This window comes from Bacillus sp. LR--39 (genome assembly GCF_053613335.1).
On the sequence record NZ_JBSIOT010001457.1, the window covers coordinates 1 to 543 of the forward strand.

Genomic DNA, 543 nt, shown 5'->3' on the forward strand with positions numbered 1-543 from the left:
TTAAAACAAGCTCTGCATTCGGGTTGTTTTTCACACCTTCTGCTATCATCTTCGATAAAGCAAAGCCCGGTCTGACATAAGGCACCCATACAAATCGGCTGCCGTATATCTCCTCTGCGATCTCTTTTCCATTATCGCAGCAGCAGATGCTGATGATTGCATCGGGGTGGGTGTGATCGACATGCGGAAACGGCAAAAAAGCATGAAGAAGCGTTTCGATCGACGGCCGCGGATGCTTTCCGTCCATCATGCAATGGGACAAATATGCCGTCATTTCTTCATCGGTCATGCTGCTCCGTTCCATCAGCGGACGAATATCATCCAGCCTCAGTCCGGTAAATTGGCCCGCTGACATCGTCGCCAAGTCCGAGCCGCTGCCTTTCACCCACATCACCTCGATGTCCCTGCCTCTGAAATCCTTTTCTGTCGTTTTCATCGATGTGTTTCCCCCGCCCCAGTTGCAGACCGAACGGTCAGCGCCGATCAGATTGGAACGGTAGACGAGCTCGGCAAGACCCGGACGCAGCGATGCAGCCTCAGACT

1 protein-coding gene is annotated in these 543 nt (G+C 52.9%); it reads right to left on the bottom strand.

What is annotated here, in order from left to right; translation table 11 throughout:
- Positions 1 to 543 (bottom strand): class II aldolase/adducin family protein (locus tag ACWHAR_RS31110; RefSeq protein WP_452088936.1); only part of this gene is annotated, 543 nt, incomplete at both ends.